Origin of the sequence: Prochlorococcus marinus str. MIT 1013, assembly GCF_027359395.1 — a bacterium.
Classification (GTDB): domain Bacteria; phylum Cyanobacteriota; class Cyanobacteriia; order PCC-6307; family Cyanobiaceae; genus Prochlorococcus_B; species Prochlorococcus_B marinus_E.
The window spans coordinates 1,626,811-1,652,277 of record NZ_CP114778.1 but is presented as its reverse complement, the minus strand read 5'-3'; the positions used below and the strand labels follow the sequence as shown (position 1 = coordinate 1,652,277).

Sequence of the window (25,467 nt, the reverse complement as noted above, 5' to 3'; positions counted from 1 at the left end):
TTTCTAATCTAATTGTAGTAGGTTAATTTCTGATCTGCTGGATTAGACCTTTGTCCAACATTGAATTTATGGCCAATTGAATTTCTTTAGTTGTTGATGTTAAATCTTCTCTTTTCCTTGTAGGAGGTGGTTGAATTAATTCACCAACTTTTAAGTGAATAGATACAAATCTGGGAAGAAGAGATCCTTTTGGGAAAGCCCTATGACTATTAACAATTGCCACAGGAAGGATAGGGCAACCTGTCCTTGCAGCTAGAAGAGCAGCCCCTGCTTTGGGATCATTAACTCTTCCATTTTCTTGTCTGGTACCATCCAGAAATACACCCGTAGCCCAACCGTCGATTAATCGATTAGAGGCTGTTCTTAATGCCTCTCGGTCTCCCGCTCCTCTTTTAACTGGATAGGCACCACAAGCTGAAATTATTTTTGATAAAATAGGTATTCTAAAAAGTTCAGATTTTGCCATAAAAGCCACGGGTCTTCCTAAAGCATGGCCCAAAATAGGAGGATCCAAATGAGATCCATGATTAGATACAACTACAATTCCACCAACCTTTGGTAACTTAGTAATTCCTATAGTTTTACCTCTAAACAACAAACGAAAAACAGGAAAAACCAATAGATAACTTACACAAAAATAGACAAAACTCTGTCGAGGCCTAATTTTGTTGATTTTTTTAACTCCCTTAACTGCCCTGGATGGTTCCAAAATCAATAACCCAAATCACTTGCATTTGAAACTTGACTTGTCAGAACACCTTTCATTGATCGTTTAGCAAGACCACTAAGTACGTTGCCAGGTCCAATTTCAACCATTGTAGTTATTCCTTCATTTTTCATCACATCCATAGTCTCTCTCCATCTAACTCCAGTAGTCATTTGTTTTTTTAGGCGCTCTTTCAAGATGTCACCTTTTAAAGTTGGAGTTGGATCAACATTACTAAGAACAGGAACTTGAGCATCTTTAAAAGTTAATTTATCCAATTCTTTAGAAAAACTTTTCGATGCTTCAGTCATAAATATTGAGTGAAAAGCCCCTGAAACTTTTAGTGGAATTGCTCTTTTACATTTTAAATTATCAGCTACTTTCCTAACTCCTTCAGGGGAACCAGATAAAACAACCTGAGATTCACTATTGTCATTAGCAATTGAAGCGTCATCAGTTTCCCTAATCAAATCATCTAATTCACCTCGATCAAAACCCAATACTGCAATCATTGAGCCTCCTCCTGCTTCTGCCATCAATTCAGATCTTTTCTTTAATAGCAACAATGCTTTCTCCGCATCAAGAACATCTGCTGCATAAAGACCAACTATTTCTCCAAGACTGTGACCTGCAATTATTTTAGTCTTCCTTTCTTGTCTTTTTAAATCATCAACTAATAGTGACTCAACAACAAAAAGAGCGGGTTGAGTGTTTCTCGTATCATTTAAATCAAATATTTGTTCATTAGGAATATCTTCACCGTTACAGATTTTCCAAAGATCTCTTCCAAGAATTTGTGACGCTAATTCAAATCTATCCATAGAGCCAGGCAAATCAAGTAACGAATTTGCCATACCCAATTTTTGAGAACCTTGTCCAGGAAAGACCCAGGCAATAGTCATGATTTTCTTGATTAATTTTTTAACAGCCTAATAGGGACCATGCCAATAAAACAAAGCAGCTCCCCAACTCAAGCCAGCACCAAATCCACTACAAGCTATTAAATCCCCTGATTTAATTCTTTGATCTCTAATTGCCTCATCAAGCATCAATGGAATCGTTGCTGCAGAGGTATTTCCATAGTGTTTCAAGTTTGAAAGCACCTTTTCTGATGGTATTGAAAATCTTGAAGCTACAGCATCAAGAATTCTTTGATTAGCCTGATGTAATAGTAACCAATCTATACTCTTAGACTCAATTTGATATTTGTCTAAAAGTTCTCCAAGAATGATTGGAACTTCTTTAACTGCAAACTTATAAACCTCCTTTCCCTCCATTTTGATTGGAAAATATTCCCCTTTTTGATGGGTAGCTCCTTCAACTAAATCTAAAAAATCATTTGATTGAGAGAGATTTAAGCAACCTCCTCTTCTTCCATCAGATTTCAAATCATATCCAATTAAACCACTCTTATCACCAGTGGCCTCAAAGGCTAGTGCTCCTGCACCATCTCCAAACAAAACACAGGTCTTTCTATCATCCCAGTCAACCCATTTTGATAATTGGTCTGCTCCAATCACAACAGCTCTTTTCATGGAACCAGAAGCTAAATATTGTGATGCAGTTACCAAGGCAAATAAAAAACCACTACAAGCAGCAGTCAAATCAAAAGCAACTGCATTCGAAGCCCCTATATTTGCTTGAATTTTAGGCGCCGAGCCAAATAAATCTTCTGGGGTAGATGTTGCAAGAATTATTAAATCGATAGTTTTTACATCCCAATTAGCCATTTTCAAAGCATTCAAAGCAGCATCTGTAGCCAAATCAATCAAAGATTCATTTTCTCCAATAACCCTTCTTTCACCAATTCCCGTTCTACTTTGAATCCAATCATCACTAGTATCTACTCTCTGACCAAGTTGATCATTATTGATTATCTGTTGAGGAGTAGCGCTTCCGCACCCCACAAAAGATATTCCTGAGTCCCATTGAGAATTACTAATCAAATCTAAAAAAAGACCTCATTTCATAAGTAAATCACATGTTAGGACCGTTCCAATCAGACCTTTAAAACATCTGGTTTATTTAAATCAGCTAAATCATCCATCACTCCATGGCTTGCAGCTGAGTGAACAACTCTTAAAGCACTTAAAACAGATAAAGCTTTACTTCCTCCGTGACCAATAACACAAATCCCATTAATTCCAAGAAGTAAGGCTCCACCATGTTCGGCATGATCTAAACGTTTTTTTATTCGTTTCAAATTATTTCTCAAAAAAGCAGAACCAACTTTGCCTCTTCTTCCTCTTGGTAACTCCGCTCTCAAAACTCCTAAAAGAACACTTCCTACTGACTCTAAAAATTTCAGCAAAACGTTTCCTGTAAATCCATCACAAACCACAACATCAAAATCACCTGACAACACATCTCTTCCTTCACAGTTTCCTGAAAAGCAAAAACGTTCCTCTTCATTTAAAAGTTTATAAGTTGCTAGAGAAAGATCATTACCCTTGCAGGATTCTTCTCCGATATTCAATAATCCTATTCTTGGCTTTTCTACCTGCAAGACATCACGAGAATAGATATTGCCTAGAAGAGCAAATTGATGCAAATAGGTTGGTTTACAATCCATATTTGCTCCAACATCTAAAACCAATACTGGTTGTCCAGGGTCTTTAGTTGGGAATAAGGCTCCAATTGCTGGACGATCAATCCCTTTTAAACGTCCTAACTTGAAAATCGCTGAGGCCATCATTGCTCCAGAGTTTCCAGCTGAATAAACACCCATAGCTTTTCCGTCTTTAACCAATTTCATTGCAATATTTATGCTCGCATCCTTTTTTTTACGCACTGAAGTCGCTTCTTCATCCATACCAACTGAAAGGCCACTAGGAATTAATTCGAAATTTCCATTTTCTATAGCCTTTTCTAAAGATTCTTCTAAGCCAAACTCAATGGCTGCTTTTTCTACTTTCTCAATTTCACCTACAAATTTAATTTTCAATGGAAGCAATGACAAAGATTTTAAACATCCATCAAGAATAGCTCCAGGTGCAAAATCTCCTCCCATTCCATCTACAGCAACCCAAATTCTTTCGGAATCTTGAATCTCATGCTTATCCACTGTACTTTCGCCACCTTGTAGCCTTCTAAGAGGATCAAATACAAATGGTTCTAATGTACTTCTAGCTATTGATCCTGCACTAGTAACAACAGAACCAGCATTAGAAACTACTGTTCCAGCAACATTACTTGCTGCAGTAGCTGAGCTGGTTGCTGTATCAACAAGGCTTGTAACAGCTGAGTTTCGACGATACCAAATAACCAATCGTCTAATTGCCTTAGAACGATTAGTTTTATTATTTTGGTAATTTTTTTCCACTAATTTATGATCCTTCAGGAATCATAGAATCAACAATTCTTTGAAAAAGATAACCTGTTCCTCTGGCAGTAAGAATTAGTTCTGGATTTGCTGGATCATCCTCAAGTTTTGACCTCAATCTAGAAATATGAACATCCACTACCCTTGTATCAACATGCCTTTCAGGTGTATATCCCCATACTTCTTTAAGAATCTCACCTCGACTAAAAGGTTCTCCTGAACGACTTACCAACAGTTCTAAAAGACTAAATTCCATACCTGTTAATCTAATTCGTTCATCATTTCTATAAACCTGACGTTTGTTTGTATCAATCTTTAAGTTCATAACCGCAATCACACCTGAATTAGGTAGTCCAGCGATTTGTTCTTTTTCAACTCTTCTTAAAACACATCTGATCCTGGCTTCTAATTCTTTTGGACTAAATGGTTTGACAACATAATCATCAGCGCCCAGCTCTAAACCAGTGATTCTGTCAGCAACATCTCCCAATGCTGTCAGCATGACTATTGGAACATCTGATTCCTTTCTAAGTTCCTGGCATACGCCATATCCATCTAATTTAGGCATCATGACATCAAGTACAACAAGATCAGGCTCACAATTTCTGAAAAGATCCAGTGCCTCATTTCCATCACAAGCAGTAACTACCTGATAGCCAATCATAGATAGGCGAGTTTCTAGGATCCTCCTAATACTTGCCTCATCATCAGCTACGAGGATGGTTTCCTTTGAGGGACTTGTGGCCGTCATTTGTTTCTTAGCTTTGGCGGCTGCGACAAGATCTTAAGTGCAGTTTCACCAACAATTAAAGATCACTATCTTTATTCAACTACAGCCAACTTCCTTTTTACAACTAAGTGTCTCGTTCTGTCTCTATTTATGTCTGTCAAAGTTGTGGTGCTCAAACCAGGCAATTCTTTGGGCGCTGCAACAATTGTGGAGAATGGAATTCGATAATAGAAGAAAAAATTAATAAAAAATCAGATAAATCTATTTACACAAAGATTAATTCTGCAAAAGAGAAATCTCCTTATCGTTCAGAGTTAATAAGCCAGACAAAAAAACAAATAATTGACCGCATACCAAGTGGATACGAAGAATTAGACAGAGTACTTGGAGGTGGTTTAGTTCCTGGATCACTTGTATTAATTGGGGGAGACCCAGGTATTGGGAAAAGCACTCTTATTTTGCAAAGTGCTACAAAAATGGCTCATCAAAGATCGGTCCTTTATGTAGCTGCTGAAGAGTCGGCTCAACAAGTAAAACTCAGATGGAATAGAATTGAAGAATGTGAGTCCAATCTTCATTTACTCGCAGAAACAGATCTAGAGCTAATTTTAAAAGAACTAGATTCTTTGAAACCTGATGTTGCTGTTATAGATAGCATTCAAGCATTGCATGATCAAAATCTATCAAGTTCTCCTGGCTCAGTAGCTCAAGTCAGAGAATGCTCAGCTGCGTTACAGCAAATTGCAAAACGAAAAAATATATCTCTTTTGATCATCGGGCACGTTACTAAGGATGGAATGTTAGCCGGGCCAAAAGTTCTTGAGCATCTTGTTGATGCCGTACTTACTTTTGAAGGCGATAGATTTGCTTCTCACAGACTGCTTAGAGGGATAAAAAACCGATTTGGTGCTACTAGTGAGCTTGGTGTTTTCGAAATGCATGCAGATGGATTATCCGAGGTATCTAATCCAAGCGAATTATTTTTAAGCAAAACCTCTGCTCCAGGAATTTCAACGATTGTTACTTGCGAAGGTACTAGACCATTAGCCATAGATATACAAGCACTAATAAATCCGACTAGTTATGCAAGTCCAAGAAGAACCACCACTGGTGTTGAGATCAACAGGCTTCATCAGATTTTGGCAGTTCTAGAAAAAAATATGAATCTCTCGCTATCTAGATATGATTGCTATCTGGCGGTTGCAGGAGGGTTAGAAGTAGAAGAACCAGGGGCTGATCTTGGAATAGCTGCTGCAATAGTATCGAGCTTTAAAGATATTGAGCTAGAAGAAGGAGTTGTATTCATAGGAGAAATAGGTCTGGCTGGTCAATTAAGATTGGTCAGACAGATGCAACAAAGAATTAATGAAGTTATTCGACTTGGATATAAGAAATTAATTATCCCAGAGGGAATAGATACAAGTGAATTCCAAACAACTGCAAAATTTAAAATAATACAAGCTTCGAATATAAATCAAGCATTAATTTATGCTTTAAAGAATATTTAATACACGATTTAATTGTTTATAAATAAACATCAACATTTCCTCTACCTGTCGTCTTGAGCCAATTTTCTATATCTAGATACCCTCCTGGATATAAACGAACAGCTTTACTCCAGACCTCAGCAGCCTTATCGAACCAGATATCACCTTCATCTTGATTCCCATTTCTTTGAGCAATTCTGCCTCTTTTTTCATAAATTAGTCCCATATTTTTTAAGCAAGATGGCTGCTTGGGATTTTGCCCCAAAGCTTTTATATAAGTATTTATTGCCCTCTCTTCATCTCCATTACTCATATAAATAATTGCCATATTTTTCAATGTCTCTCCTCTATCAACTTGATTATCCTCAAGCTTCAAGCTCTCTTCATAATATTCAAGAGCTTCAGAATAATCTCCATCATTTTGAGATGCTAAACCTTTTCTATAATAGAGATAGGCTTCTTTTTCTTTCGAGGCGATTGGCATCACTTTAACTATCCCTTCAGCCATCTTCGTGAAGGCCTTATCAAGAAAATTGTCTTTGTTTTGACTTCGAGGCACGATTGAACCAATCTCAATAGAAATAATTCTATCTTGTCTGGAAATAAATAAATGGATAGAAATAATAAAACTAATTTTTATGTATTAATAAATTATTAAATGAATGCAATATGCTTTTTATTTATTAAATTTAGAATAAGTATCAAGAATTTATATTCCCTTGAGCAACAAAAAGATTGCCCAAAGCAAGAATTCAATTCTGCTTGAAGTAGATGGAATGAAGTGCGGAAGTTGTGTACAGGCAGTTGAAAAAATACTTAAAAATGACCCAAACATAAATAATGCAAGCGTTAATTTAGTTACAAAAACTGCTTTTATAGAAATTAAAGAACCGAAAAATTCCTTAACTGATGTAATAAAAACTCTTACATCTAAGGGGTTTCCTTCCAGAGAAAGAGATTATCAAACAATTTCAAAGAATATCGAATTAGAGACAAACGAAAATCAAAATTTATGGAATAAATGGCGACAACTAATAATCGCCACTTCATTGCTAATACTCTCTGGAATGGGACATTTAGTAGAGGGTCAACAATTATCTTTTCCACTCATAGGTTCTTTACCTTTTCATGCTTCACTAGCAACATTTGCTTTACTCGGCCCAGGTAGATCCATCCTAAATGCAGGTCTAAAGTCGGCAATCATTTTTACACCAACTATGGATACCTTAGTTAGCCTTGGTGTATTGAGTGCTTACGTAGCAAGCATAATTGCTTTGATTTGGCCAAAAGTTGGTTGGCCATGTTTTTTCAATGAGCCAGTCATGCTGCTTGGATTTGTATTATTGGGTCGTTTTTTAGAGGAAAGGGCACGAGTCAACACAGGAACTGCATTAAAAGAATTAGCAAACTTACAACCCGAAACAGCCAATCTAATTTTAGAAAACAATGAAATTCGTGAAATTAGAATTGGCGCACTTAGACCAGGTGAAAAAATTCAACTATTAGCTGGAGACAGAATCCCAGTTGATGGTTTGGTAATTATGGGTAATTCTGCCATAGATGTCTCAAGTTTAACTGGTGAGTCTTTGCCTTTAGAAGCATCACCAGGCGTCGAGCTACCCTCTGGAAGCCTAAATTTAGAGTCAACAATTATTTTAGAAGTTCAAAAAATAGGATCTGAAACTGCAATAGCTAAAATAATAAGTTTAGTTGAAGAAGCCCAAGCTAGAAAAGCACCAATTCAGGGACTAGCAGACAAAGTCGCAGGAATATTCTGCTATGGGGTGACAACTCTTGCTTTAATGACTTTTCTTTTTTGGTGGAGAATTGGTACAAGAATATGGCCAGAAGTTTTAGAAGTCTCTAATTCAGGTTTGATGCAAAGCCATCATTTGCATGAACATTTAATAAATACACCTCAAACTCCACTTGGTCTCTCATTTCAATTATCAATAGCTGTTTTAGTTGTTGCCTGTCCATGTGCTCTAGGGCTTGCCACCCCAACGGTAATAACTGTTGCTTCAGGTGAAGCTGCTAAACGAGGTTGGCTTTTCAAGGGTGGGGATGTCATAGAAATGGCATCAAAAATAAGTCAAATTTGTTTTGATAAAACAGGGACACTCACAATTGGAAGACCTTTAGTTGTTGGCTACTGGGAATACAAAGAGTCAACTAAAGATTTCATGCTCAGTTTGGCAGCAAGTATTGAACAAGAGAGTAGGCATCCTCTTGCCCAAGCAATTATTCAAGAAGCCTACAAAAAGGAAATTAAACTAGAAAAAGTGTCAACATCAACTACGTATGCAGGTAAAGGCTTAGCTGGCAAAATTTGCAATTTGGAAGGATTAATAAGAGTCGGAACTCCCGAATGGATTAAAAGTGAAGGAATTGAATGGAATGAAAGGATTGAAACAAATTTCCAGCTTTCAAAAGGAAAAGCTCAATCAATCGTTGCCGTAGCTTTAGAGAACAAATTATTAGGTTTTTTCTTGATTGATGACCAATTGAGAAAAGATGCCTTCCTTTCAATTAATAAATTACGATCAAGAGGGTTTTCATTGAGTTTGTTCAGTGGAGATAGAGACTCCGCAGTTTTATCTTTAGGAGAAAAATTAGGATTCAGTTCAAATCAAATTGAATGGCAAATGTTACCTTCAGACAAGCTAAATAAATTGAACTTATTAAAAAATAATGGTTTAGTTGCAATGATAGGTGATGGAATTAATGATGCCCCAGCTCTTGCTGCTGCTGACTTAGGTGTAGCGATAGGCACAGGAACTCAAATCGCTCAAGATTCTGCTGATCTTGTTTTGCTCGGGGAAAACTTGGAAGCACTTCCAAATGCTTTACAACTTTCAAAACAAGCAATGCTGAAAATAAAACAAAACCTTGCATGGGCATTCGGATACAACTTAATTGCTTTACCGATCGCAGCAGGATTACTTTTACCATCGACTGGCTTATTGCTATCCCCTCCCTTGGCCGCTCTTCTTATGGCTTTGAGCTCAATAAGTGTTGTATTTAATGCTTTATCTTTGAAGTCAAAATGAAAGGAAAATTTATTGTATTTGAGGGTATTGATGGCTCTGGAAAAACCACTCAAATTAATCAAGTATCAAAATGGCTTATCGGCACTGATCTTATTCCTGAAAATAATCAATTAGTTGTCACTAGAGAACCAGGAGGGACGAAATTGGGAAAATCCTTAAGATCACTTCTACTAGATACTTCTAAAGAAAAAAGCCCTGATTCAATTACTGAGCTTTTACTTTATGCCGCCGATAGAGCACAACATGTTAATGAAATTATTCGCCCATCTTTAAAAAAAGGAGATTGGGTAATAAGCGATAGATTTTGTGGCTCCACACTTGCTTATCAGGGCTATGGAAGAAAGTTAGATATCAAGTTAATTAAAAATCTCGAAACGATTTCTACTCAGGGTATTTCTCCGGATATTACATTTCTATTAGACATACCTGTTGAAGAGAGCATACAAAGAAGAAGAAGTACAAAAGATGATCGCATGGAAAAAGAAGGTAGAGAGTTTTTATTGAATGTATCCTTAGGCTTTAATGAATTGTCTGAGGACAATAAATGGAAAAAAATATCTGCCAAAAACTCTAAAGATCAAATCCTTTCCGAGATTCAATCTGAGATAAAAAAGTTATTAAAAAATAAATAAAATGGATGATTTTAAAAATATATATGGACAAGACTTAGCTATTAAAATTTTAGAGTCTGCTATTTCTAAAAAACATATTCCTCCAGCCTATTTATTCTCTGGACCAGAAGGAGTTGGAAGAATAAAAACTGCAAAAGTATTTATCAAAGCAATTCTTGATAAATGCCTTGATAATGAAACTACAAAAAGGAGAATAGAAACTAATAATCATCCTGACTTATTATGGATAGAACCTTCTTACATAGTGCAAGGTAAACGTATTTCTCAGAGCAATGCAAGATCAGAAAGTATAAATATGAAATCACCCCCGCAAATAAGACTAAATCAAATTAAAGAAATAATAGAATTCTTAGGCAAAAAGCCATTAGAATCAGAGAGAAATATAGTGATAATTGAAGATATTGAGAGAATAAATGAATCTGCTTCAAATGCATTATTAAAAACTCTTGAAGAACCAAATAAAGGATTATTTATTCTTATCACTCAAAGACCGGAGAAATTATTAGCAACTATAAGATCAAGATGTCAAACAGTCCCTTTTATTCGCTTAAATCATAATCAAGTAAATAAAATTATTAATACATTAGAAGTTACTCAAAAAGCAGATGACATTCCTAATGAAGAAATTAAAGAATTGATAGATTTTTCATATGGATCACCAGGAAGGTATCAACTCAACCTTCAATATTGGTTAGCCATATCAAGTCCTTTAAGACAAAAGCTAGAAATCAAATTAACTAATCCAATAGAGTTACTAAAATTAGCAAAAGAAATAACTGATGAACTTAATTTAGAGCAACAGCTTTGGTTTATTAATTTTCAACAACACAGAGTTTGGAAAAAAGAAAAAGATTCGTCTATCGTTAAAAAACTCGAAGAACTAAGAAAACAATTATTAGCTTATGTACAACCAAGACTTGCTTGGGAAGTAACTTTATTAGAAATGAATCTTATTAATTAAGCAATAACTCTTTCATCAGTATTTTTTTTCAAAGAACTCGCTTCTCTGGCTTCAATAATCAATGGTTGAATTTCATTTATTTTTTCCCCAGTAGGTAATTCCAAGCAATATCCAGCTCCATAAACAGTTTTAATGAATCTTGGTTTTCGAGGATCAGGTTCAAGCTTGGTTCTTAAATGTCTTACATGAACTCGTATTGTTTCAATATCATCATCAGGTTCATAACCCCAAACTTCTTTGAGAATTAATGAGGGCGCAACTGTCTGCCCATGTCTTTGCATTAAACAGTGAAGCAATTCAAACTCCAAATGTGTCAAACGCACTGGCGATTCAAACCATATAGCTTCAAATCTTTCAGGAACAAGTGTAAGGGGTCCGTAATTAAGTATTTCTTGCTGATTATTACTGCCCAGTGGAGCACGATTAGTTCTTCTCAACAAAGCCTTGATTCTGACTTGTAATTCCTCTAGGTCAAATGGTTTTGTTATGTAATCATCTGCACCAGAATTAAAACCCGTAACTTTATCCTTGATACCACCTAAAGCAGTGATCATAAGAATAGGTATACCAGATGTTCTCTCGTCTCTTCTTAAACGTTGGCAAAGAGTTAAGCCATCGACTTTTGGAAGCATTAAATCAAGAAGAATTAAATCAGGGGCGTATTGAAGAGCAAGCGCTTGGCCCTTGATCCCATCCTCAGCTTTCTGGACATCAAAACCAGTGTGCTCAAGATGCCCTGCAACCAGATCTCTCATGTCTTGATCGTCTTCAATGAGTAAAATGCAAGGCTTCATTAATAATTGCCCAAGTTAAAAAAGTATCCGCAATTGCGATTACTAAAGATTCATATGATTCTCTCAAAATTTTGTTTTTATTGCAGAATTCGGGAAATTAGGTTTTCCATGGCCTAATCGACAAGATTAGTTGCTATCACTAATTTTTTATCCTGAAAAAGACAAAAAACCTCTCAACTGTCTTTAGAAAGTCTTCAGATTCCAAGGCTCTACTGTTAAGGAATTCTCAAAACTTTCATAAAAATCGATAATAAAAAAATTCATAAAATTTGGTTTTATCTTGAAAAACAAAATTTTTTTGCTGCTCAATAGTTAGCACAATCTATTCAGATTGATAAACAAATTTCCACTTACTTTTAAAACTCCCCGGGCGGGATTCGAACCTGCGACCAATCGGTTAACAGCCGATCGCTCTACCGCTGAGCTACCGAGGATTACACCATTAAGAACTTACCCTTGCCAGCTACCTAAGGGCAAGTGATTTTAATTGTTGGAACACTTTTGAACCAGAATCCCACCTGCTAATACCTCCATTTTTAACAATTGCTGCACCATCACAAAAATTTAATTCTTCCAAACGATGAGTAACCCATATTGCTGTAATTGGATCAGCGGAGGAACTAGTCAGTTTTTTTATAACTTTCAAAACTGAATTTTGACTTTTAGGATCCAATAGCGCTGTGGGCTCATCAAGTAAAAGTAAATTTGAATTGCTCACAATTGCTCCAGCAATAGCTAAACGCTGCTTTTGACCACCACTTAAGGTGTGAATAGGTCTGTCTAACATTTCGCCTAAGTCCACTTTTTCAAGAGCGGATTGAATCAAATCATATTGATTGCTATGAGGAATGGTTTTAGGAATGCTAAGCATCAACTCACTTTTACATGTTGGCATAAGCAATTGATGGTCTGGATTTTGATAAACCATTGATGGTTTTAGAGAGCAGAAAATTTTTCCGCTTTTAGGAGGAATTACTCCATTGATTAAGCGAAATAAGGTGCTTTTACCACTTCCATTTTCACCTACCAGCATCCACAAACCAGGTTTTAAAATTGAAAAAGAGCATTGATCAAGAACGTTGACTCCATTGGGCCAAGAAAAAGAAACTTGATCGAATTCCAAAAAGCGAGACCCAGTTGGTTCCAAAATTAGATCACTCCTATTTTTTCTTAATCCTGCAGCGAAAATCCAGGCCGTTTACTAGTGCTACTACTAGTCTTCTCATAAATCTGTACAGCTGTAATTTCACTAACAAGAACAGTTATTCTTTTATCTTCAACTTTTTCACAAGTCAATTCTAGAAGCCTTTGATTGCCTTTTTGAATAGATTCTATTACTTCAGAGTAAAGCCTTTGAGCATCTCCATGCTCTTTTCTCTGCACTACTAAAGGCATGGGACTTAATTTAATAGTAAGCTCAATACAATACACTTTTAAAAAAACCTTAATAACTAGATGATTCTTACAAATAAAAGCAGAAGAAGTGAAAAATATGTTAAGAATAATATTTTATTTAATCATTACATGTATAAAGATCCCAATCATTAGTTTTCTTAATTGCATTGCATTTAGGTTGATTTTTTTCATCAAAAGTTTTAATTTTTTTTCTTGCATACCAATTTAAACTTGGTCGCTCAAAACTATTTTTAATATAAATTTCTTGGCCAGGGAAATCAGATATAAATTCAGCTACAGGCCTTACATCCCAATTCTCATTGATTTCCCATAACCAGAATTTAGAGCTCACAAAAAAGAAGAAACCAATTATACTTCCAAAAATTATTCCAACAAAACCAACTTTTCTAATATTCTTACTTGAATTAGATAATAATACTCCCCCAATAAACCAAGCCAAACTAATGGGAAAGATTACACTAAAGTAGGCTTCTTCAAAGTTAATAATATTTAATTTAACTAATAAAGAAAAAACAAATAAGCATATTCCAATAAAAAATAATACATAAGGTATTTTACTTAATATTTTTCTAGCGAAAATATACTCATTCTCTTTCCTTTGAATTAACCAAGATAATGGAGGGCCACATACTAAAGCAAAAGGCAACCAAAATGGATGGATATACCAAGGAAGTTGCATTTTTAGAGGTAAAATACTTCCTGCAATAATTACCTGAGTACTAAAAGCCCAAATACCCCAACGAGTATTAAGACTAAAAAATGCCCACAACAAACCAATTGGCCACACAAGAATCCAAGGCCACCCACCTTCAAATATTTCAATTATTGGCACCAAAACTCCTAGCTCACTCCCTGAGCCTTTTTCAAATAAAACTCTTCCTGCTCCATCACCCCACCACAACCAGAAAGCTCCTGAACCATTTGAAATTATATTCCATAGATGCCAAGCAAAACCTGGAATTAGTCCACAAAAGAACCAGGACCATGAAAGATTATTAAAATATTTTTTAGATTTATTTTCCCAGATTAAAGGTAATAAAGATGCAAATAGTGCAGGAATCATTACAGGAGCTTTCAGTAAAAGCATAAAACTACAAGCAAATCCAGCCCCTAAAAAATTAAATTTAGTAACCCTATTATTTTTTATTGATGATAAGCAAAACCATAAAAGTGCAATAGCACTAAGCTGCGTTCCATCCAACATTGCCATTCTGCCATATCTAATAATTGGCAATAAAGTTAATAAAATTGCTGATGTAGCAATACACGCTAATCGATCTTTAGGGCGCAAATTCCACTGAATCAAACCACCCAATGGAACAACAAAAGTAGAAAAAAGTGCTGGAAAAAATCTTATACAAAACTCAGAGGGTAATAAATCAAAACTATTCTGGAAATTTCTACTAATTCCGATAGCAAAAGATATTATCCAATGCAATCCAGGCGGTTTATTCAAATAGGGCTGATCCCAGATAGAAGGAAGCAATCGTTCTAGTCCACTTTTTTGGTTTAATTCCAGTGCAACTCTTGCGACAGTTGCTTCATCAAAATCTCTTAAAGGCAAATTCCCCAGAGAGACAAATGCAATTCCACAAGCTATGGTCCAAAAAAGAAAAACCCATAAAATTGGAGGCCTATAGTTTTGGGAAATGCTCTCGGTCAATATCAAAAACTTATTCCATCTATTTATATCTCTAAAAGGCCAATAAAGCTTTTGAATAACAAATTTTCAAGCATTATTAAAAATGAATTGAATTATTAAATAACTTTTCCCTCGAAACTGATTCAAGTTTTTAAAATAAGATCATGCCAATTGCTAATGACATAACTGCTTTGGTTGGCCAAACACCTTTGGTCAAACTGAATCGATTACCTAATGACTTTAATTGTAGAGCTGAAATTGTAGCTAAATTAGAAAGTTTCAACCCGACAGCATCCGTAAAAGACCGTATAGCTGGCGCAATGGTCAAATCAGCAGAAAAAGAGGGAACCATCAAACCTGGACATACTGTTCTTATTGAGCCAACTAGTGGAAATACAGGAATTGCATTGGCCATGGTTGCTGCAGCAAAAGGTTATCGGCTCATACTTACAATGCCTGACACAATGAGTACTGAGCGACGCTCAATGTTAAGAGCATTTGGGGCAGAGCTTCAACTAACTCCAGGCAAAGAGGGAATCCAGGGCGCTATTCATCTGGCAAAGGAATTAGTAGCTTCTATACCTAATGCATATTTACTTCAGCAATTCGATAATTTATCCAATCCTGAAATTCATGAAAAAACTACCGCTGAAGAAATTTGGAAAGATTGCGAAGGCAAACTTGATGCATTAATTGCTGGAGTAGGGACAGGAGGGACAATCACAGGTTGTGCCAGATTTTTAAAACAAAAAAATCCAAAAATCAAGGTTTTTGCGGTAGAACCTTCATCAAGCCCAGTTCTCTCAGGAGGAAATCCCGGGTCACATGCAATACAAGGTATTGGTGCTGGTTTCATCCCTAATGTATTAGATATGAATCAAATTGATGAAGTAATAAGGATCAATGATCATGAAGCAATGGACATAGGAAGAAGACTTGCCAAAGAAGAAGGATTGCTAAGTGGTGTCAGCAGTGGTGCTGCAGTAGCAGCTGCTTTAAAGGTAGGGAATCAAACTGAGTTTACGAATAAGCGCTTGGTTGTTATCCTTCCTAGTTTTGGTGAACGATATCTCTCAACAAGCATGTTTACTTGCATCCCAGCAAAACCAGTAAAAGGTAATGAGTACCTCTAAAAAAAAATAGTCATTCAACAATGAGCAAAGACCCATATCAAATATTGAAAATTCATCCCAGCGCAACACTAGAAGATATTAAACAAGCATATATAAAACTTGTAAAAATACATCACCCAGATAAAGGAGGAGATTCAAAAATAATGCTTGAAGTAAACTCAGCATGGGAAATATTAAAGAAAAAACATAAAAATCTTAATTATAATGAATTTAACAATACAAAAGCTTACAACCAGAACGAATACAAGAGAGAAGCTAATAATTACTCTGAATCTGAAGATATAAAAAAATGGTTTCAAAATATATATCTCCCTATTGATAAATTATTAGGTCAAATTATTAATCCTTTAGGTTCAAAAATTAGAGATTTATCAGCCGATCCCTATGATCAAGTATTAATGGATTCTTTCTGTCTATATCTCGAGAAAAGTAAATACAAAATCACTAAGATTAAAAAAATTTATACCTCTAATGCAAGTCCCTCAATCATAAGAGACTTCAGTTTAGATCTTTATCATTGCTTATCTCACGTTGAGGATGGTATTAATGAATTAGAACGCTACACAATGGGCTATGTAGATAATTATTTACATGATGGAAAGTCAATGATTGCTTTTGCTAAGAAAAAAAGAAAATTTTTACAAAGTAATAAAAAAGAATGGCTTATCTTATAGTTTCAATCTTTATTCATTTATTAATATGAGACTATATGATCAGTTTTTATCCAAACATCAGGGACTGGCCTTCTCCACCTAACTTGACAATAATCACCTTTAATAAGTAATACTTCCCCAGGCCCTTGAAAAATATATTCAGGTAAATTAGTGTCGCTTGCTTTAGATTCTAAGCTATTAGAATATGTCTCACGATCAACTTTGACAAGATCTCCTTTTCTAAATTTCTTTTGTATCTTTGCAGGTAATTGAGAATCATCTACTTTTCTGGTTAGTTCAGACATTTCCAATAATTAATAAAAAAAACTAAAGACTTAATTAAAATATTCAAATGAAGAATAGCAGTTAAAACAAAATGGTAAAAATCATGTCATGAATTAATTGCAAATTCCATAACTCAATATCCATATCCGATCAACACCATAAGTTAATCAAAATCTCTCTAAGCTGATCAAATCTAATTAAAGAAATTATGAAATTACTACTTACTGGATGCACTGGTTTTATCGGAAGAGAATTAATTCCTTTGCTAATCAAAGAAGGGCACAGCCTCACAATCATATCTAGGCAATCCAAAGGAAAACTAAAAGCCATAGCTAATGACCAGAACATCAATGTCATAACAATGAATCCAGCTGAGTCTTCGTCTTGGAATAAAAAAGAAATTCAAGAGTCTTTAAAAAGCTGCGAAGGGATTATCAATCTCGCTGGCGAACCTATTGCTGAAAAAAGATGGACTACAGATCACTGTAAAGAAATTACAAATAGTCGCATAGAGACAACAAAGAATTTGATTGAAAATCTAAGGAATCTAAGAAAACCCCCAAAAGTTCTTATTAATGCATCAGCAATTGGTTTTTATGGCTCACATCCTCAAACTGAATTCACTGAAGAAAATATTCAGGGTGATGATTTCCTAGCAAATCTCTGTAAAGAATGGGAATCTAGTGCAAAAAATAAACCAAGAGCGACTCGCCTTCTAATTGTAAGAATTGGCATCGTATTAGCTAAAGATGGCGGAGCACTAGGAAAAATGCTTCCTATTTTTAGAGCAGGTCTTGGAGGTCCTATAGGAGATGGAAAGCAATGGATGAGCTGGATACACAGAACAGATCTTTGTAATCTTATTAACGAAAGTGTGAAAAATTCTGCTTGGTCTGGCGTCGTCAATGGGGTTGCACCAAATCCTGTACGAATGAATGAGTTCTCTAATTCACTTGGTCAAGCACTTGGAAGACCAAGTCTTCTCGCAGTTCCTGGGCCAATATTGAAGTTAATTTTAGGAGATGGCGCTCGTGTGGTTTTAGAGGGACAAAATGTCAAACCTCAAAGGTTGAAAAAACTCAAATTTAAATTCAGTTTCCCCACAATTAATGACGCTTTTAAAGCAATATTAGCTTAAAATCATTTGATGAGATCTAATTAGAAATTAAAGATCTAACCAATTTTTGATTTTAAGTAATGTTTTCCAATTAGGTTTCCGTGAAAGACCATCTTCAAATGATTCTTTTAATTCTTTTTCTAATTCAGGAAGAACGAACATAGCCCTTTTCACATAATCAATATGATCTCTAACTCCTTTAGAATTAGTCTCTAACAATGCAAGACTTAAATTTATTCTGGACTGTGGATCTTGACCGTTAAGTTTCACTGCATATCTCGCAGACCGCAAGGCTTCCTGAGGCGAATCACATAACAACTGCAGCCAAGACAAGCATGTCCATGCAGCAGCATTATTTGGAGTAGTAGAAGTTATTTTCTGAAAATCTTCAATCAATTCATCTGCTGATGAACCAGCTTTATAGCGATTTAGGGCCTCTTCAAAAAGACTTTCCTCTGATTGATCCATTGTTAATTTTTAAATTCTTTTAGTTAAAGTTAAACTGCAAAGGAACTTCCACAACCACAAGTTTGTGATGCATTGGGATTAGTAAAGTTAAAGCCTCCACCAATTAAATCTGTACTGAAATCTAACTGCATACCATATATATATAAAAGACTCTTAGGATCACAAATCACTTTAAAAGAGCTGCTACCTACTGAATATTCATAAACTTCATCATCTTTTTGAATATCATCAACAGACACAAAGTCCATTGTGTAACTCATACCACTGCATCCTCCTGAACGAACTCCAACTCTCAATAATTTCCCTGAACCTTGTTCTTTGCAAAGTCTAGACAACTGATCCAATGCAGGAGTGGTAATAAGTACTCCCTTGCCATCTTCAGCTTTATGAATTTCGGGAGGTGCGTTTGATTCACTCATTGTTTTTTCTGAACTTTAATAACACTCTATTAATTATATTCGATTTTAAAAGTGCCAAAAACGAGTTTTTATTCATAGAGTTAGTGTATCCATCTAATTAAACGAGTGAAAATCGCAATAATAGGTGCAGGTTTAGCAGGATTGACTGCTGCAGTTGACCTTGTTGATGAAGGACATGAGGTCGACCTATATGAGGCAAAACCATTTATTGGAGGCAAAGTTGGAAGCTGGGAAGATTCCGATGGCAATCATATAGAGATGGGCTTGCATGTGTTCTTTTTCAACTATGCCAATCTGTTTGCCTTAATGAGAAAAGTTGGGGCATTTGAAAATCTTTTACCAAAAGACCACACTCACCTTTTTGTTAACAAGGGCGGTGACATTAAGTCACTTGATTTTCGATTTTTTGCAGGAGCTCCTTTCAACGGTTTAAAAGCCTTCTTCACTACACCTCAATTAAATTGGATTGACAAACTAAGGAATGCTCTTGCTCTTGGAACAAGTCCAATTGTAAGAGGGCTTATTGACTATGAGGGGGCGATGAAAACAATACGCTCACTAGATTCCATAAGCTTTAAACAATGGTTTCTAAACCATGGAGGAAGCCTAAATAGTATCGAAAGGATGTGGAATCCTATTGCATATGCTCTGGGATTCATTGATTGCGAAGCTATTTCAGCAAGATGCATGCTTACCATCTTTATGATGTTCGCTTCAAAAACAGAGGCATCCAAGCTCAACCTATTGAAGGGCTCACCACACAAATGGCTCACGAAGCCAATACTCGATTACATTGAACAAAGAGGTGGAAAACTTCACTTAGAGAATATTGTTAAAGAAATTCATTCAGAGGATTCCGACCAACCATCCGTGACTGGAGTAACTCTTCAAACTCCAGATGGTGAACAAAAAATTCAAGCAGACAAATATTTAGCTGCTTGCGATGTATCTGGTATTAAAAGGATAATTCCTAGATCATGGAGACGTTTTAAAGAGTTTGACTCACTTTTCAATCTTGATGCTGTACCAGTCGCGACAGTACAACTTAGATACGATGGCTGGGTAACAGAGATTAATAATGAAAAAGCTCAAATAAATCTAAAAAGTCCATCTGGTTTAGACAATTTGCTATATACAGCCGATGCTGATTTTAGTTGTTTTGCTGATTTAGCTTTATCAAGCCCAGAAGACTATAAAAAAGATGGTCAGGGCTCACTACTTCAATGTGTGTTAACGCCTGGAGATCCCTGGATTACCAAGCCCTCAGATGAAATTGTAAAACATACTGATCTACAGGTCAGGACACTTTTCCCTTCTTCAAAAGGCTTGAAGCTTTTATGGAGCAATGTGGTCAAAGTTTCTCATTCTCTCTACAGAGAGGCACCTGGAATGGAGCCATATAGACCAGATCAAAAAACCTCTTTTAGTAATTTCTTCTTAGCAGGCAGTTACACGAAACAGGATTACATTGACTCTATGGAAGGAGCAACAATGAGTGGTCATCTTGCTGCTTCAGCAATGCTCTCAAAGTCTGTTTCACTAACAAAAAATTCTTCGGTTGTTTAAGAAATGGGAAAGTGGCTTGATCACACAGTGATAAGTGAAATTGATGCTCCAGTTGAACTTGTCTGGAAGTTTTGGAGTGATTTAGATTCGATGCCTTTGTGGATGACTTGGATTGAATCGGTTAAGACTGTCAATGAAAAAACCTCGACACTTCCTGATTTAACGGAGTGGACACTTGCAGCTAATGGCTTTCGTTTTAAATGGAAAGCTCAAATCACTGAAAGAATAGAAGCAGAGAAATTGGAATGGAAGTCAGTTGGTGGTTTACCTACCAAGGGTTCAGTACGCTTTTACAATGAAGAGATCACTAAAACTGTGGTTAAATTAAAAATATCTTATGAATTACCTCAAGTTTTAGCAAATCTAATGAAAGCAAATATTCTTGGAGGAATGGTCACAAAAGAATTACAAAAAAATCTTGATGGATTTAAAGAACTTGTCGAAAAATCTGCATAAATTTAATTAAATTTTAGTTCCAAACAAGCTTTTAATAATCCATCTAGATCATGCGGTGAAGCCTCATTATCAGGTTTTCTAATAAGGTTGTTACAGCTAATAGTTGTTTGGGGTCCAATCGAAACAAGTTTAATCCTTTCGATTAATGTCAACCAATTTTCACCAAAGTATTTTTTAAATAAGCTGACAGTATTTTTTACTGTTTTACCACTGGTAAAAGCAATAATATCTATTTCCCCACTATTCAAAGCCTCTATAGTCTTTTGAGGCATATCTTTAGGACAAGAAGATTCATAAGCAGCCACTTCAGTAACCTCTGCACCTTTTAATTTGAAAGAGTCAGATAATATTGACCTGCCTCCAGTTTGTACTCTGGGAATAAATAATTTTAAACCTTTTTGATTCTGAGGGAAATATTCAACCAAGCTATCTGCAATAAAACTAGGAGGAACAAAACTAATCTTTGCATCAATATCTAATAACAAAGAAGCTGTTTTTCTACCGACAGCAGCAATTTGAATAGTCTTGGGAATTTTCGATAAAGATAATCCTATTTCTTTCAGTCTATCTTCAACATTTCTAACACCATTTGCGCTAGAAAAAATGATCCAGTCAAAGGTAGTAATTTCCTTTAAGGCCTCATCTAAAGGAGCCCAGTCATCTGGAGGCCCAATCACTAATGAAGGAAGATCGAATACCTCAGCTCCATTTTCTAGAAAGATCTTACGAGCCTCTGAAGTCTGTTCTTGGGCGCGAGTAATAATTATCTTCTTGTCTGTTAAAGCCATTTCTATATGCTTCTTTCTAGGAAGTCTAAAGAATCACTATCCAATTATTTAAACAATGATAAGGTTTTTCTTGAATATTAGATTCTCGATTAAACAATTTTCAATCAGTAAATTCTTTACTTGATTTTTTATCAACTTCCTTTTGAACTATTTTTGATTGCAAAATACGACTTAAAATTTGAGTTTGTGCTTCCTCTATTTGACTAGGACTATAAGCTAAAGGGATAGAGTCATGAATAGTTTTCTTTATTTTATCATACAAATATGGACATCCATATATAATAATTCCTGATAATCTTTCCTCAATTTCTAAATTTTTTATAGTGTCTATCCAATGATCGTTATGATATGCTAATCCTATAAATGGTTTACCTCTAACAAAAAGCTGAACAAGAATTTTACTATTACGAAATCGCCCTAGTTCTAAAAATCTTTTATTACTATCTTGCCATGGACTGATGCCTAGGGGATGTATAATTAAATTTCTAAAGCCTACTTCCTTGGGTAAATTTAATGCAGGCAAAAATTTATTAGACACTTGATCAAAATTATCAATCTGTATAAGATTAATATCATTAACTTTAGCTTTTATACTACTTTCTCCTCTGACAAAAATTGAATTTTTTATTATAGAATTACTAAATCTATAAGCATCAGCTAAAAATTCATTCTTAACATCTTCATGCCTGAATTCTTCTTTTTCTAAATCATTTTCATTACCAATTAAATCAAGTTGTTTTTTTCTTCTTTCTCTAGATATATGTAACCTTTCTAATGAAATTTTTTCTGAATAAAAAGCATCAGTAAGAGAATCAATTGCCTCATCAATATCTTTTGGCATCATAATCAAATCAATTCCTGCTTCAAAAGCCATAACTGCAGATATTCCACTACTATATTTATTAGATATTGCATTCATAACCAAGGCATCGCTAACAACTAAACCATCGTATTTTAATTTGATACGTAACAAATCAGTAACCAATTTTTTTGAAAGTGTTGCAGGATAAATAGGATCAATTTTTGACAAAAGTAAATGTCCGATCATGATACTATTGACTCCTTGATTGATTAAAGATCTAAAGGGAATTAACTCAAATTTCTCTAATTTAGATAAGTCATTCTGTATTTCTGGAAGATCCAAGTGAGAGTCAATTTCGGAATTGCCATGCCCAGGGAAATGTTTTGCGCAAGTAAGCATTTGTGATCTAGAAACACCCCTATGAAAAGCACAAGTTAAACTTTTAACTGTTTCAGTTTCTTCTCCCCAAGCTCTTAGGTTTATAACCGGGTTATTTGAATTGTTATTGATATCACAGACTGGTGCTAATAGCCAATTTAAACCAATAAATTTTGCTTCTTTACCAGTAAAATAACCGATTTTCTCAGCAATAGAAATTGCTAAATTATGATCTTTTTTATAAATCTGAGCGATACCCATTGGAGGAATAAACTTTGTTCCTCCATAAAATCGTTGGCCAACACCTTCCTCAATGTCAGCACATAAGAGAAGAGGTTTACCCGACCATTTTTTTAAGACCTTGCAACGAATTTCTAATTCTTTTACAGTTCCTCCTAAAAAAATAACTCCACCAACACCTTCTTCTAAAAGTCTCTTAAGATTTGAATTAGATTCTTCTAAGTTGGGATATAAACGTTGCGAATCAAGATTAAATCCACTTGCTCTCACTATAAATAATTCAGCAACTTGTCTTCTAAGATCAGATTTATTCATCAAAAATATTGATTAATCTATAAGTCTTTACTTATATCTTTACTTTTACGTTCAAGTTCTAATGAATTGAGAAGATCTAAAACTGCCGGACCTTTTGTCATACCTTTATCAATCTTAAAAACAAGCTCAGGAGATCGTCTCATTTGAAGCCTTCGAGCAAGCTCAGCACGAATAAATCTCTTTGCTTCTTCTAAACCCACTAGCACCTCAGCTTTTTTTTTCTCTTCGCCAAAAAGACTTACAAAAATTTTTGCATGCTGTAAGTCACCTGAGACCTCAACAGATGTAATGGTAATCATAGCTTGATGAATTCTTTCATCTCTAACCCCATTAACTAAAAGTTCACTAACTTCTTTTTTGAGTAAAGCTGCTAATTTTTCTACTCTTCTTGAATTAGCCATATCTAAGTAATTGGGACAGGGAAAGCCATAGCCTTTAATAAGAAAATTATTGTCAGAAGTCCACTTAGCAACGCCCCAACAAGAGCAATCGCTGTGATCGGATTACTACCTCGTTTAATTAATGGAGAAATTGCAGAAGTGAAAACCCCCAAAACTATTGTTATGAGATATTTGGGATATCTAGAAACATTAGAAAAAAACTCACCCATTTTTTCACCAACACAAGACTGAATTAATAGCTACTCTGCTAAACATTTGAAGGAAAATAAAATGTTGGAACTTCATCAATTTAGGCACTCACCTTATTGCTTGAAAGTAAGAATGGCTTTGGCTGCAAAAAAGCTTGAATATCGAACCGTTGAGATAACTCCAGCCATAGGCCAAATAGATATCTTTCAAAAAACAGGACAAAAAAAATTACCCGTGCTTTTTGATAAGGAAACAACAATCCATGAATCAAGTTCAATAATACGACACTTAGAGAAAATTGAAATAGAACCAAAATTAATTCCAGAGAGTCTAAAGGAAGCTTCACAGGCTCAAATAATTGAAAATTGGGCAGATACAACTTTGGCAAAATCTATAAAAATTGTCTTTTTGGAAGAGCTTACGAAGAATCCAAAATTGATTTCCTCTTTATTCACCAACGAAATTTCAGATTCTATGCAAAAACTTCTTCTTAATATTCCTACAAAAATTGCTAGTCAGATTTCTGGATTAATAAACCAGAAAGAGAAAGAATCTCTAAAACAAAATCTAGAATATCTATCAAATTTAATTGATCAAGAAAACTTTCTTATTGGAGACAAGCTTTCTATTGCTGATATATCTGTAGCTTCACACTTATCACTACTCAAATTTCCAAATTCATCTGGAGAAAATCTAAAAGGTAAAGGGTGTTCTTTATATATAAATGATCCAAGTCTCCAAAATCTTTTTAACTGGAGAGACTTAATTGAAGATAAATTAACAATAACTAATCATAATTAGGCTTTCTAAGTATTAATTTAGATTTTTCTAGTTTAATCGGCAAAGAAATAAAATTTTGACCAGGTTGATTGTAAATTGCCTGGAATTGTTCTCCACAAATATTAAAATCACTTAAATTTATCTTATTATTTTGGTTAGGTCCACATCTTTTAAACTCAGTTAAAGTTTCGACCTGGCTAACTCTGCTCAATTCTGTTGTATGCAAAATTTGTAAAATTAATTCATCAGTAATAAAAATATTATTATCTATTTCTTCCTGCAGTCTTCCTATGATTTTTGTCTCTAAATACCTATCTTCAGTTAATTTGGCAAACTGACGATTAGGTGATTTAGGATCATTCTTTACTGATAAAAAACCACCAGTCTTTGTGCTCAAAGCATAAGACTTAGTATTGTATTCACGGTCGGCAATTAAATTACCAGAGGTATTGCGAATAAATTTAGCTGAGTGAATAATAGGTTCTTGATTCTGTTCGCTTTCTACCTTACTAGTAACATCCCATACTCCTTCAAACCAATAAGGGTAAATCAAATCATCTTTTAATCCTGGGCGCTTAATAAAAGAAGGAAAGCGCCAATCAGGCCAAATTAATTTGCGTTCATAAAGCTTAGATGGTTGAAAATTATTTATTTCAAGAATAGTTTCAGGAAGAGCAGGACCTGTATAAGTAAAAATAATTAAAATAGAAATCAAAAAAAAGAAAAATTTCTGTCTC

Annotated in this window: 28 protein-coding genes and 1 tRNA gene; 10 read left to right on the top strand and 19 right to left on the bottom strand. The window is 35.0% G+C overall.

Annotation, left to right across the window (positions count from 1 at the left end):
- Nucleotides 1-22 precede the first annotated feature (22 nt).
- From O5633_RS09405 to rpaB, 5 genes are read right to left on the bottom strand one after another with little or no spacing between them, the layout of a single operon-like run.
- Entirely contained in the window at nt 23-709 is a 687-nt protein-coding gene (locus tag O5633_RS09405) for a lysophospholipid acyltransferase family protein (protein WP_269609423.1), read from the bottom strand.
- A 2-nt stretch (nt 710-711) separates the two neighbouring features.
- The gene (gene fabD, locus O5633_RS09400) at nt 712-1,608 is read right to left on the bottom strand and encodes an ACP S-malonyltransferase (protein ID WP_269609422.1); all 897 of its coding nucleotides are present in this window, start codon (nt 1,606-1,608) and stop codon (nt 712-714) included.
- A gap of 27 nt (nt 1,609-1,635) precedes the next feature.
- A complete protein-coding gene (locus O5633_RS09395; protein ID WP_269609421.1) occupies nt 1,636-2,652 on the bottom strand; it encodes a beta-ketoacyl-ACP synthase III in 1,017 nt (338 codons plus the stop codon).
- 53 nt (nt 2,653-2,705) lie between these two features.
- Entirely contained in the window at nt 2,706-4,028 is a 1,323-nt protein-coding gene (plsX, locus tag O5633_RS09390) for a phosphate acyltransferase PlsX (RefSeq protein WP_269609420.1), read from the bottom strand.
- 4 nt (nt 4,029-4,032) lie between these two features.
- On the bottom strand, nt 4,033-4,779 hold the full coding sequence (gene rpaB / locus O5633_RS09385) for a response regulator transcription factor RpaB (protein WP_011294133.1): 747 nt from the start codon (nt 4,777-4,779) through the stop codon (nt 4,033-4,035).
- A 107-nt stretch (nt 4,780-4,886) separates the two neighbouring features.
- On the opposite strand from rpaB, the gene radA reads away from it, so the two are divergent.
- Nucleotides 4,887-6,266 carry a DNA repair protein RadA gene (gene radA, locus O5633_RS09380; protein ID WP_269609419.1) on the top strand — a complete coding sequence of 460 codons (1,380 nt, stop codon included), beginning with the start codon at nt 4,887-4,889 and terminating at the stop codon, nt 6,264-6,266.
- A 16-nt stretch (nt 6,267-6,282) separates the two neighbouring features.
- Here the strand turns inward: radA and O5633_RS09375 are convergent, their stop codons facing one another.
- A complete protein-coding gene (locus tag O5633_RS09375; protein WP_269609418.1) occupies nt 6,283-6,804 on the bottom strand; it encodes a photosystem I assembly protein Ycf3 in 522 nt (173 codons plus the stop codon).
- 160 nt (nt 6,805-6,964) lie between these two features.
- Here O5633_RS09375 and O5633_RS09370 point away from each other — a divergent pair, with 160 nt between their 5' ends.
- From O5633_RS09370 to O5633_RS09360, 3 genes are read left to right on the top strand one after another with little or no spacing between them, the layout of a single operon-like run.
- Nucleotides 6,965-9,295 carry a heavy metal translocating P-type ATPase gene (locus O5633_RS09370; RefSeq protein WP_269609417.1) on the top strand — a complete coding sequence of 777 codons (2,331 nt, stop codon included), beginning with the start codon at nt 6,965-6,967 and terminating at the stop codon, nt 9,293-9,295.
- The gene (gene tmk, locus O5633_RS09365) at nt 9,292-9,927 is read left to right on the top strand and encodes a dTMP kinase (RefSeq protein WP_269609416.1); all 636 of its coding nucleotides are present in this window, start codon (nt 9,292-9,294) and stop codon (nt 9,925-9,927) included. The genes O5633_RS09370 and tmk overlap by 4 nt, the downstream gene beginning before the upstream one ends.
- A 1-nt stretch (nt 9,928) precedes the next feature.
- Entirely contained in the window at nt 9,929-10,888 is a 960-nt protein-coding gene (locus O5633_RS09360; protein ID WP_269609415.1) for a DNA polymerase III subunit delta', read from the top strand.
- Here the strand turns inward: O5633_RS09360 and O5633_RS09355 are convergent.
- The 5 genes from O5633_RS09355 to O5633_RS09335 form a co-directional block, all read right to left on the bottom strand.
- Complete coding sequence (locus O5633_RS09355) at nt 10,885-11,682, bottom strand: response regulator transcription factor (RefSeq protein ID WP_269609414.1); 798 nt, start codon at nt 11,680-11,682, stop codon at nt 10,885-10,887. The genes O5633_RS09360 and O5633_RS09355 overlap by 4 nt on opposite strands.
- Nucleotides 11,683-12,044: 362 nt before the next feature.
- Nucleotides 12,045-12,116 (bottom strand) — tRNA-Asn (locus O5633_RS09350).
- Between the two features lie 29 nt (nt 12,117-12,145).
- The gene (locus O5633_RS09345; RefSeq protein ID WP_269609413.1) at nt 12,146-12,829 is read right to left on the bottom strand and encodes an ABC transporter ATP-binding protein; all 684 of its coding nucleotides are present in this window, start codon (nt 12,827-12,829) and stop codon (nt 12,146-12,148) included.
- Nucleotides 12,830-12,852: 23 nt separating this feature from the next.
- Nucleotides 12,853-13,113, bottom strand: coding sequence for a hypothetical protein (locus O5633_RS09340; RefSeq protein ID WP_269609412.1), 261 nt, complete (start codon nt 13,111-13,113; stop codon nt 12,853-12,855).
- A gap of 82 nt (nt 13,114-13,195) precedes the next feature.
- Nucleotides 13,196-14,761: an ArnT family glycosyltransferase gene (locus O5633_RS09335; RefSeq protein ID WP_269609410.1), complete on the bottom strand. Its 1,566-nt coding sequence runs from the start codon at nt 14,759-14,761 to the stop codon at nt 13,196-13,198.
- A 143-nt stretch (nt 14,762-14,904) separates the two neighbouring features.
- Here O5633_RS09335 and cysK point away from each other — a divergent pair, with 143 nt between their 5' ends.
- Nucleotides 14,905-15,873, top strand: a complete 969-nt coding sequence (gene cysK / locus O5633_RS09330) for a cysteine synthase A (RefSeq protein ID WP_269609409.1) — start codon at nt 14,905-14,907, stop codon at nt 15,871-15,873.
- Between the two features lie 20 nt (nt 15,874-15,893).
- Nucleotides 15,894-16,547 (top strand): J domain-containing protein, encoded by a 654-nt coding sequence (locus O5633_RS09325; protein ID WP_269609408.1) that lies wholly within the window; start codon nt 15,894-15,896, stop codon nt 16,545-16,547.
- A gap of 20 nt (nt 16,548-16,567) precedes the next feature.
- Here O5633_RS09325 and O5633_RS09320 read toward each other — a convergent pair whose 3' ends face one another.
- Nucleotides 16,568-16,831 (bottom strand): NAD(P)H-quinone oxidoreductase subunit O, encoded by a 264-nt coding sequence (locus O5633_RS09320; RefSeq protein WP_269609406.1) that lies wholly within the window; start codon nt 16,829-16,831, stop codon nt 16,568-16,570.
- A 188-nt stretch (nt 16,832-17,019) separates the two neighbouring features.
- Between O5633_RS09320 and O5633_RS09315 the strand changes: the two genes are divergently transcribed.
- Complete coding sequence (locus O5633_RS09315) at nt 17,020-17,949, top strand: TIGR01777 family oxidoreductase (RefSeq protein ID WP_269609405.1); 930 nt, start codon at nt 17,020-17,022, stop codon at nt 17,947-17,949.
- 27 nt (nt 17,950-17,976) lie between these two features.
- Here O5633_RS09315 and O5633_RS09310 read toward each other — a convergent pair whose 3' ends face one another.
- Together O5633_RS09310 and O5633_RS09305 are read right to left on the bottom strand one after the other, a co-directional pair.
- The gene (locus tag O5633_RS09310; protein WP_269609404.1) at nt 17,977-18,396 is read right to left on the bottom strand and encodes a tetratricopeptide repeat protein; all 420 of its coding nucleotides are present in this window, start codon (nt 18,394-18,396) and stop codon (nt 17,977-17,979) included.
- A gap of 29 nt (nt 18,397-18,425) precedes the next feature.
- On the bottom strand, nt 18,426-18,815 hold the full coding sequence (locus tag O5633_RS09305; protein ID WP_269609403.1) for a HesB/IscA family protein: 390 nt from the start codon (nt 18,813-18,815) through the stop codon (nt 18,426-18,428).
- A 105-nt stretch (nt 18,816-18,920) separates the two neighbouring features.
- Here O5633_RS09305 and zds point away from each other — a divergent pair, with 105 nt between their 5' ends.
- Nucleotides 18,921-20,381, top strand: a complete 1,461-nt coding sequence (zds, locus tag O5633_RS09300; RefSeq protein WP_269609402.1) for a 9,9'-di-cis-zeta-carotene desaturase — start codon at nt 18,921-18,923, stop codon at nt 20,379-20,381.
- Nucleotides 20,382-20,384: 3 nt separating this feature from the next.
- Nucleotides 20,385-20,837 carry an SRPBCC family protein gene (locus O5633_RS09295; protein WP_269609401.1) on the top strand — a complete coding sequence of 151 codons (453 nt, stop codon included), beginning with the start codon at nt 20,385-20,387 and terminating at the stop codon, nt 20,835-20,837.
- 2 nt (nt 20,838-20,839) lie between these two features.
- Here O5633_RS09295 and O5633_RS09290 read toward each other — a convergent pair whose 3' ends face one another.
- The 4 genes from O5633_RS09290 to O5633_RS09275 all read right to left on the bottom strand — a co-directional run bounded on the left by O5633_RS09290 (nt 20,840) and on the right by O5633_RS09275 (nt 23,970).
- Nucleotides 20,840-21,625: a uroporphyrinogen-III synthase gene (locus tag O5633_RS09290; protein WP_269609400.1), complete on the bottom strand. Its 786-nt coding sequence runs from the start codon at nt 21,623-21,625 to the stop codon at nt 20,840-20,842.
- A 100-nt stretch (nt 21,626-21,725) separates the two neighbouring features.
- Nucleotides 21,726-23,360 carry a glycoside hydrolase family 3 N-terminal domain-containing protein gene (locus O5633_RS09285; protein WP_269609399.1) on the bottom strand — a complete coding sequence of 545 codons (1,635 nt, stop codon included), beginning with the start codon at nt 23,358-23,360 and terminating at the stop codon, nt 21,726-21,728.
- A gap of 17 nt (nt 23,361-23,377) precedes the next feature.
- On the bottom strand, nt 23,378-23,761 hold the full coding sequence (rbfA, locus tag O5633_RS09280; protein ID WP_269609398.1) for a 30S ribosome-binding factor RbfA: 384 nt from the start codon (nt 23,759-23,761) through the stop codon (nt 23,378-23,380).
- Nucleotides 23,762-23,763: 2 nt separating this feature from the next.
- Nucleotides 23,764-23,970 carry a DUF751 family protein gene (locus O5633_RS09275; RefSeq protein ID WP_269609397.1) on the bottom strand — a complete coding sequence of 69 codons (207 nt, stop codon included), beginning with the start codon at nt 23,968-23,970 and terminating at the stop codon, nt 23,764-23,766.
- A 61-nt stretch (nt 23,971-24,031) separates the two neighbouring features.
- Here O5633_RS09275 and O5633_RS09270 point away from each other — a divergent pair, with 61 nt between their 5' ends.
- Complete coding sequence (locus tag O5633_RS09270; protein WP_269609396.1) at nt 24,032-24,751, top strand: glutathione S-transferase family protein; 720 nt, start codon at nt 24,032-24,034, stop codon at nt 24,749-24,751.
- On the opposite strand, the gene O5633_RS09265 is transcribed toward O5633_RS09270, so the two are convergent.
- Nucleotides 24,738-25,445: a DUF6816 family protein gene (locus O5633_RS09265; protein ID WP_269609395.1), complete on the bottom strand. Its 708-nt coding sequence runs from the start codon at nt 25,443-25,445 to the stop codon at nt 24,738-24,740. The two genes, O5633_RS09270 and O5633_RS09265, sit on opposite strands and share 14 nt — an antisense overlap.
- Nucleotides 25,446-25,467: the final 22 nt, after the last annotated feature.

What these genes read in the sequence shown, in the direction of transcription:
- O5633_RS09325 (WP_269609408.1), top strand. Translation starts at nt 15,894, where the DNA reads ATGAGCAAAGACCCATATCAAATATTGAAAATTCATCCCAGCGCAACA.
- rbfA (WP_269609398.1), bottom strand. Translation starts at nt 23,761, where the DNA reads ATGGCTAATTCAAGAAGAGTAGAAAAATTAGCAGCTTTACTCAAAAAA.
- rpaB (WP_011294133.1), bottom strand. Translation starts at nt 4,779, where the DNA reads ATGACGGCCACAAGTCCCTCAAAGGAAACCATCCTCGTAGCTGATGAT.
- O5633_RS09360 (WP_269609415.1), top strand. Translation starts at nt 9,929, where the DNA reads ATGGATGATTTTAAAAATATATATGGACAAGACTTAGCTATTAAAATT.
- O5633_RS09275 (WP_269609397.1), bottom strand. Translation starts at nt 23,970, where the DNA reads ATGGGTGAGTTTTTTTCTAATGTTTCTAGATATCCCAAATATCTCATA.
- O5633_RS09295 (WP_269609401.1), top strand. Translation starts at nt 20,385, where the DNA reads ATGGGAAAGTGGCTTGATCACACAGTGATAAGTGAAATTGATGCTCCA.
- O5633_RS09305 (WP_269609403.1), bottom strand. Translation starts at nt 18,815, where the DNA reads ATGAGTGAATCAAACGCACCTCCCGAAATTCATAAAGCTGAAGATGGC.
- O5633_RS09310 (WP_269609404.1), bottom strand. Translation starts at nt 18,396, where the DNA reads ATGGATCAATCAGAGGAAAGTCTTTTTGAAGAGGCCCTAAATCGCTAT.
- cysK (WP_269609409.1), top strand. Translation starts at nt 14,905, where the DNA reads ATGCCAATTGCTAATGACATAACTGCTTTGGTTGGCCAAACACCTTTG.
- O5633_RS09270 (WP_269609396.1), top strand. Translation starts at nt 24,032, where the DNA reads ATGTTGGAACTTCATCAATTTAGGCACTCACCTTATTGCTTGAAAGTA.
- O5633_RS09290 (WP_269609400.1), bottom strand. Translation starts at nt 21,625, where the DNA reads ATGGCTTTAACAGACAAGAAGATAATTATTACTCGCGCCCAAGAACAG.
- O5633_RS09315 (WP_269609405.1), top strand. Translation starts at nt 17,020, where the DNA reads ATGAAATTACTACTTACTGGATGCACTGGTTTTATCGGAAGAGAATTA.
- O5633_RS09285 (WP_269609399.1), bottom strand. Translation starts at nt 23,360, where the DNA reads ATGAATAAATCTGATCTTAGAAGACAAGTTGCTGAATTATTTATAGTG.
- tmk (WP_269609416.1), top strand. Translation starts at nt 9,292, where the DNA reads ATGAAAGGAAAATTTATTGTATTTGAGGGTATTGATGGCTCTGGAAAA.
- fabD (WP_269609422.1), bottom strand. Translation starts at nt 1,608, where the DNA reads ATGACTATTGCCTGGGTCTTTCCTGGACAAGGTTCTCAAAAATTGGGT.
- O5633_RS09320 (WP_269609406.1), bottom strand. Translation starts at nt 16,831, where the DNA reads ATGTCTGAACTAACCAGAAAAGTAGATGATTCTCAATTACCTGCAAAG.
- O5633_RS09355 (WP_269609414.1), bottom strand. Translation starts at nt 11,682, where the DNA reads ATGAAGCCTTGCATTTTACTCATTGAAGACGATCAAGACATGAGAGAT.